The sequence below is a fragment of the Sphingomonas asaccharolytica NBRC 15499 genome (assembly GCF_001598355.1).
GTDB lineage: Bacteria > Pseudomonadota > Alphaproteobacteria > Sphingomonadales > Sphingomonadaceae > Sphingomonas > Sphingomonas asaccharolytica.
Map to the genome: position 1 here is coordinate 1 of NZ_BCYU01000135.1, position 6,638 is coordinate 6,638.

The 6,638-nt window shown below is 64.3% G+C and carries 7 protein-coding genes; 3 read left to right on the forward strand and 4 right to left on the reverse strand.

Going from position 1 to position 6,638, the window contains the following annotated elements:
- Positions 1-183: 183 nt before the first annotated feature.
- The 3 genes from SAS01S_RS21150 to ispG are packed head-to-tail and all read right to left on the reverse strand — an operon-like array spanning position 184 to position 2,192.
- A complete protein-coding gene (locus SAS01S_RS21150; protein WP_066813075.1) occupies positions 184-579 on the reverse strand; it encodes a DUF4345 family protein in 396 nt (131 codons plus the stop codon).
- An 18-nt stretch (positions 580-597) separates the two neighbouring features.
- Positions 598-1,080 carry a thioredoxin family protein gene (locus SAS01S_RS21155; RefSeq protein ID WP_066813077.1) on the reverse strand — a complete coding sequence of 161 codons (483 nt, stop codon included), beginning with the start codon at positions 1,078-1,080 and terminating at the stop codon, positions 598-600.
- Complete coding sequence (gene ispG / locus SAS01S_RS21160; protein WP_066813079.1) at positions 1,077-2,192, reverse strand: flavodoxin-dependent (E)-4-hydroxy-3-methylbut-2-enyl-diphosphate synthase; 1,116 nt, start codon at positions 2,190-2,192, stop codon at positions 1,077-1,079. Before ispG ends, SAS01S_RS21155 begins: the two co-directional genes overlap by 4 nt.
- Positions 2,193-2,484: 292 nt before the next feature.
- Here ispG and SAS01S_RS21165 point away from each other — a divergent pair, with 292 nt between their 5' ends.
- On the forward strand, positions 2,485-3,651 hold the full coding sequence (locus tag SAS01S_RS21165; protein WP_066813080.1) for an acyltransferase family protein: 1,167 nt from the start codon (positions 2,485-2,487) through the stop codon (positions 3,649-3,651).
- Here the strand turns inward: SAS01S_RS21165 and SAS01S_RS21170 are convergent.
- Positions 3,616-4,443 carry a LytTR family DNA-binding domain-containing protein gene (locus SAS01S_RS21170; protein WP_169804996.1) on the reverse strand — a complete coding sequence of 276 codons (828 nt, stop codon included), beginning with the start codon at positions 4,441-4,443 and terminating at the stop codon, positions 3,616-3,618. The two genes, SAS01S_RS21165 and SAS01S_RS21170, sit on opposite strands and share 36 nt — an antisense overlap.
- A 103-nt stretch (positions 4,444-4,546) precedes the next feature.
- On the opposite strand from SAS01S_RS21170, the gene SAS01S_RS21175 reads away from it, so the two are divergent.
- On the forward strand, positions 4,547-5,737 hold the full coding sequence (locus tag SAS01S_RS21175; RefSeq protein ID WP_066813086.1) for an acyltransferase family protein: 1,191 nt from the start codon (positions 4,547-4,549) through the stop codon (positions 5,735-5,737).
- 79 nt (positions 5,738-5,816) lie between these two features.
- Positions 5,817-6,638: acyltransferase family protein (locus tag SAS01S_RS21180; protein WP_157082937.1), on the forward strand; the 822-nt coding region annotated here is incomplete at its 3' end.

Consider the following 6,638-nt stretch of genomic DNA (forward strand, 5'->3'; position numbering starts at 1 on the left):
GCGGCTGGTCGGCGGCTGCCGCGGCAGCCGGTGGAGCGGCAGTGATCGGGGCGCGCTTCGCCCCAGGCAGGGCCAGGCCGATCACGATTCCGATCACGGTCACCACGAGCAGCGCATATTTCATGGCTGCCCTTCTACCGCACGGCGATTGCGGCTTGGCTAATGGTGATGGCTAAAGAGAGCTTACCGCCGCGCCAGCCACCAGCCGAGCAGCGCCAATACTGGCGGCCCGAACACGCCGGGAAAATCGCGCCAGAAGATCGCGACGCCGCAAATGCCGGTGATCACTTCGTACAAATGGACCAGGGCATGGAGGCTCAACCACAATGCACCAGCCAACACCGCCAGCCGCCGCGCGCGCAGATCGAGCACCGCCCAACCGAGCAGCACGCCGCAGGCTAGATAGGCCGCGCCGATATCGCGGACGAAATGCTGGTTGAACGGGCCGGTGAACACCACGGTCGGTAGCGCACGATACCAGAGCAGCGGCTGGGCAAGCATGTACGCGCCAAACCCGATCGCGAAGACCGCCACCAGACCGACCAGCAATTGCGCCAGGCGAAAGCGTCCGTTGGTCATGTCCCCTCCCGTTGCGCCCTAACGGGCGAAATAGCGGTAGATCTTGTCCTCGCTGCGCGTCGAGGCATCGTGCCAGCGCGGCGCGTCCTTCAGGTTGAGCGGCTTGCCGGCGGAATCGAGCATCAGCACCGTTGGCGTACCCTTGATCCCGTCGAGCCCGAAGCGGCGCGCGAGATCGAGATTGCGGTCCTTTTGCCCGACATCGATCCAGACGATTTCATAGCGCGGCGCCAGCATCGCGGCGAAGCGCGGGCTGGCGAACCATCCGGCGAGCGCGCGGCTGTCATGGCACCAGTTCGCGCCGAACACTAGGATCACGCGATGACCATTGGCCTTAGCGCGCGCCATCGCATCGGCGACGTCGCGGTCGGCTCGATCGGGATCGCCGAAGGGGCGTGCCTCGGGGTGACCGGGTGCTGCGGTCGGCGCCGCAACGTCCGCCGCCACGGGCTGCACGGTGAACGCGATGGCCGCCGCGGCAAGCCCGAGCGCGATCTTCACGCCGCTTTCGCTTCGTCCGCCGCGTCGATCTCGGCTGCCTTAGCCTCCACCAGCTTGACGATATGCTCGATCATGTCGGCGTCCTGGACATGGTGATCGGTCACGCCCGACAGATAGACCATGTGCTTGCCGTTGCCGCCGCCGGTGATGCCGATATCGGTCTCCCGCGCTTCGCCCGGCCCGTTGACGACGCAGCCGAGCACCGACAGCGACATCGGCGTGCGGATATGCTGGAGCCGCTCCTCCAGCGCCTGGACAGTGCGGATGACGTCGAAGCCCTGGCGCGCGCAGCTCGGGCACGACACGACGCGGACGCCGCGATTGCGGATGCCCAGCGCCTTGAGGATTTCGAACCCGACGCGGACCTCATCCTCGGGCTCGGCCGAGAGCGAGACGCGGATCGTGTCGCCGATCCCGTACCAGAGCAGGCTACCGATCCCGATCGCCGACTTGACCGTGCCGCCGACGAACCCGCCGGCTTCGGTGATGCCGAGATGGAGCGGACAATCGACCGCTTCGGCGAGTTGCTGATAAGCGGCAACCGCGAGGAACAGGTCGCTTGCCTTCACCGCCACCTTGAAGTCGTGGAAGTCGCGGTCCTGGAGCAATTTGATGTGATCGAGCGCGCTTTCGACCAAAGCGTCGGGGCACGGCTCGCCATATTTCTCGAGCAGGTCGCGTTCCAAGCTACCGGCATTGACGCCGATGCGGATCGCGCAGCCATTGGCCTTGGCCGCGGCGACCACTTCGTTCACCCGCTCGGCCGACCCGATATTGCCGGGATTGATCCGCAGGCAGGCGGCGCCCGCATCGGCCGCCTCAAGCGCGCGCTTATAGTGGAAATGGATGTCGGCGACGATCGGCACGCGCGAGGCGCGGACGATCTGCTTGAGTGCCGCGGTCGATTCGACGTCGGGGCACGACACGCGGATGATATCGACGCCGGCATCCTCGCAGCGGCGGATCTGGTCGATCGTTGCGCGCGGATCGCTGGTCGGCGTGTTGGTCATCGTCTGCACGGTGACGGGCGCATCGCCCCCGACGGGGACGTTCCCGACCATGATCTGGCGGCTCTTGCGGCGCGTGATGTCGCGCCAGGGACGGACTGACATTCTAAATCCTCTTGGGTCGCCCAGCATATAGCGGCGGGAGCCTGCGAAACCTAGTGCTCTAAGGCGGATCGACACGTCAGGTTTTCCTAACCTGACAAGGAAGCGAAAGTTGGGAAATGCCGGAATCGATCCGCCTAGCGCTTCCAGAAACCGTCAGCCGGCAAAGGAACGATTCCGAACGATTAAGCGCCGATAGCACCCATTTTGAGCAACCGAGGTTTCAGCCGCGATAACCTTTTGGTCAGGGCCGATCCGCTATTGACCCAGGTCAACTCGGACACGAACGGCGTCAATGACTCCCCAGCGACGACATTATGGCCTGGACTGGCTCAGGATCGGCGCCTTCGGCCTGCTGATCGTGTACCATGTCGCCATGGTCTTTTCGACCTGGGACTGGGTGATCAAATCGCCGGTCACCTATCACGAACTGACCGCGCCGATGGCGTTGCTGACACCGTGGCGGCTGACGCTGCTGTTCGCGGTGTCTGGCTTTGCCAGCCGCAAGCTGTTCGACAAATCGGGCGACGTCCGCGCCTTCACCGAATCGCGCAATCGCCGGCTGCTGATCCCCTGGGGATTCGCGATGGTCGCGCTGATCCCGCCGGAAATGTGGGTCAGGGCGCGCGAGCAGGGTTATCCAGGCAGCCTGATCCATTTCTGGCTGACCGATTATTGGAGCGTCACGCCGGTCTATGGCCATGGCTTCCCGAACTGGGAGCATCTGTGGTTCGTTGTCTATCTATGGGCCTATACGATGGTGCTGGCAGCCCTTTTGCTCGTTCCGAGCTGGAATGCCGAACGGCTGACTCGCGCCGTCGACCGCCTGGCGCCCGGCATGCGACTGCTCTGGGCGCCGATCGCGCTGCTGGTCGTGCTCAAGCTGTCGGTGATGTTCGTGCTTTCCGAAAAGCAGGGATTGTTCACCGACTGGAACGCCCATTTCGCCTATTTCCCGATCTTCCTGTTCGGCTTCGCGCTGGCGGGAGAGAGCAAATTGTGGCCAGTGATCGCGCGGCTGCAGTGGCCGGCGGCGGCGGTCGCGCTGGTCGCCGGGGTCATCGTGGTGTGCATCGAGCTCGCTTATGAAGGGCACAACGTCCCGCCGCACGCACTCATGGCGATCGACCGCGCGGCGCGCCTGACGATGGCGTGGAGCGTGATGCTGGTGCTGTTCCAGCTCGCGACTCGCTTCCTCAACCATGATCACAAATGGCGCGCGACGTTGGCCGAGGCGGTTTTCCCGCTCTATATCGCGCACCATCCGGCGATCATCCTGCTCGCCTGGTACACATTGCCGCTCAACCTCAGTCCGTTCGTCGAGTTCGCGCTGATCCTGACCGGCACATTTTCGTTCGCGGTCAGCTTCTATCTGATCGGGCGCGAGATCGATTGGCTGCGGCCATTGATCGGGTTGAGCCCGCGGTCAGTCCGCCGGGCGGTAACGCCGGCTTCCGCGTAACATCGCGCCCGACGCCAGTTCGACGGTGAAGTCGCCCGATTTGTCAATCTCGATCCGGCGGATCGCCGCGCGCCGCACCAGCCGGCCGCGATGGATGCGCAGGAACGCCTCGCCCAGTTCGGCTTCGACCGCCGCCAGCGTGGCGCGATGCAGCAGCGTGCGCGGCCCCCAGGCGATCTCGACATAATTGCCCGCCGAGGCGATCGATTCGATTTCTTCGACCGGCACCAGGTGCGTGACCGCCCCATCGGCCACGGCCAGCGTTCTGGGGGACGCGTCCGCGTTCGGCGGCGTCGCGGCCCGCGCGATCAGCCACTGCCCGACTGCGGCGATGATGATGAACTGGAGATAGGTCGCGAAATCCTTGCGGAATTCGTAGAGCAAGCGATCGTCGACCACGCCGAAGAAGTGATAGGGTCCCTGCCCTACCGCGTCGTAATAGATCCGCCGCAGCACGACCATCACGCCGATATGCCAGCCTGACGCGATCAGGCTGCCGATTACCAACGCGGCGGCGATCAGCGGCCATGAGAAACGCGGCGGACGGATGGTTGCGACGCCAAACCACAGCAATGGATAGACGCTGAGCCAGGCGATCATGCTGGTCCATTCCCACGACCAGACCAGATCGGGCCGGATATGCGCGCCCGACGCGTGAAGATCGGCGATCGACGATTCGGCATTGGCGATCATGATGAGGGCGACGATCGTGAGGAAACCGGCGACGAGCCCGGCCGCCAGCTTGCGCTGCGTTCCGTTCATCCCGCGCAACCCGCCGCTCGTCCCTGCCACTTGTTCGATCGTCCCCGTGAAGCCGCCTTCCGACCCTCTCCGATACCGGCCCTGACGAGCCGCGACTAGCCGTCTCACCATTCCCGCAAAACGGAGGCGAATGATGGAACGGCATTACGGAATGGACTGGCTGAGGATCGGCGCGTTCGCGCTGTTGATCCTCTATCATATCGGCATGGTTTTCGTGCCTTGGGGCTTTCACATCAAGACCGCGCAGCCGATGGACTGGGTCGAGATCCCGATGCTGCTGACCAACCCCTGGCGACTGACCTTGCTGTTCGTCGTATCGGGTTATGCCAGCCGCGCCTTGTGGTCGAAATCGCCCAGCGTCCGCCGCTTCCTTGGCAATCGCAGTTCGCGACTGCTGATCCCGCTCGTGTTCGGCATGGCGGTGGTCATCCCGCCGCAGACCTGGGTCGAGCTGGTCGGCAAGCATGGCTATGGCCAGAGCTATGTCTGGTTCCTGACCCACGATTATTTTCGCTTCGGCAAGCTCGACGGGATCGTCATGCCGACCTGGAACCATCTGTGGTTCGTCGTCTATCTCTGGGTCTACACGCTCGCCCTGATGCTCTCGATGCTGGTCCCCGGCGCGGGCAGGCTGCAGGCGATGTTCGACCGCGTGTTCGGCGGCAGCCGCGCGGTCTGGGTGCCGGTCGTGTTCCTGCTGGTCACGCAATATTGGCTGTTCCACCGCGACGACGACACGCACGATCTGTTCAACGACGGCCTGGCCCACCTGCAATATTTCCCCGCCTTCCTGTTCGGCTTCGGCCTGGCCGGATCGCGCGTGGTGATGGACGGGCTTTCGCGCTGGTGGATAGCGTCGGCAGCGGTCGCGATCGGCTGCTACGCGGTGATCGCCGGGCTGCTGGTCGCCTATCCCGATTTCAGTTTCCCGAGCCACAACATGACGGTGATCTTCCGCCTGGCGCGCGAGATCGACACCTGGGTGGCGATCGCCGCACTGATTGGGGTGGCCGAACGCTTCCTCAACCGCGATCATCGCTGGCGCACGACGCTCGCCGAGGCGACCTTCCCCTTCTACATAATCCATCAGACGGTGATCGTCCTGGTCGAATTCTGGGTGAAGCCGCTCGGCATCGGCGCGGCGGGCGAGTTCCTCATCCTGGTACCGGCGACGATCGCGGGATGCTGGGCCTTTTACCTGGTGGGACGCGACGTGAACGTGCTGCGCCCGCTGATCGGCCTCAAGGCGCGCGCCAAGGCCGCCAAACCGGCCGCCTCGGCCGACTGGATGGAGACCGTTCGCGCTCGACCCGACGTCGCTTGAGCCCCTTTTAACCGTCTAAGCGGAACTCCGGAGGGTGCGATGGGTAGTCATCGCGCCCTCAATCGCTACATGGACTGGCATGGTTCGACATTACGGCATGGACTGGCTTCGCGTGGGCGCCTTCGCCCTGCTGATCCTGTATCATACCGCGATGGTGTTCACGCCCTGGGGTTTCCACGTGAAGACCGCCCAGCCGGTCGAGTGGCTGTCGGTCGTGATGTTGCTGACCAATCCGTGGCGGCTGACCCTGTTGTTCGTCGTTTCGGGCTATGCCAGCCGCGCGCTGCTCGCCAAATCGGGCGGCGTCGCCAAGTTCATGTCGAGCCGGTCGAGCCGTCTGCTCATCCCGCTCCTCTTCGGCATCACCGTGATGGTGCCGCCGCAAAGCTGGGTCGAGCTGGTGACCCAGCATGGCTATGCCCAGGGTTTCGGGACGTTCCTGACCCAGGACTATTTCCGCTTCCGGGCGATTGACGGCGTGTTCCTGCCGACCTGGAACCATTTGTGGTTCGTCGGCTATCTTTGGACCTATACCGCCGCGCTGTCGCTGCTGCTCCTGATCCCCCGCCCGGCCCGGTTGCAGGCCTTGTTCGACGCGGCATTTGGCGGCTGGCGCGCGCTGGTGCTGCCGATCGTTTATCTGGTCCTGAGCCAGGTCGTCATCTTCCACCGCTGGACCGACACCCAGGACCTGATCAACGACGGCATCGCGCATCTCGCCTATTTCCCCGCCTTTCTGTTCGGCTTCGGCCTCTCGCGCGCGCCCAATGTGCTCGCGGCGTTGGTGCGCTGGTGGAAACCGGCGGCGCTGATCGCGATGCTGAGCTATGCATTCGGCGCGGCGGTCGAGATCGTCTATCCCGGCGACCTGGTCCCGCCGCAATGGCTGGGCGACCAGATG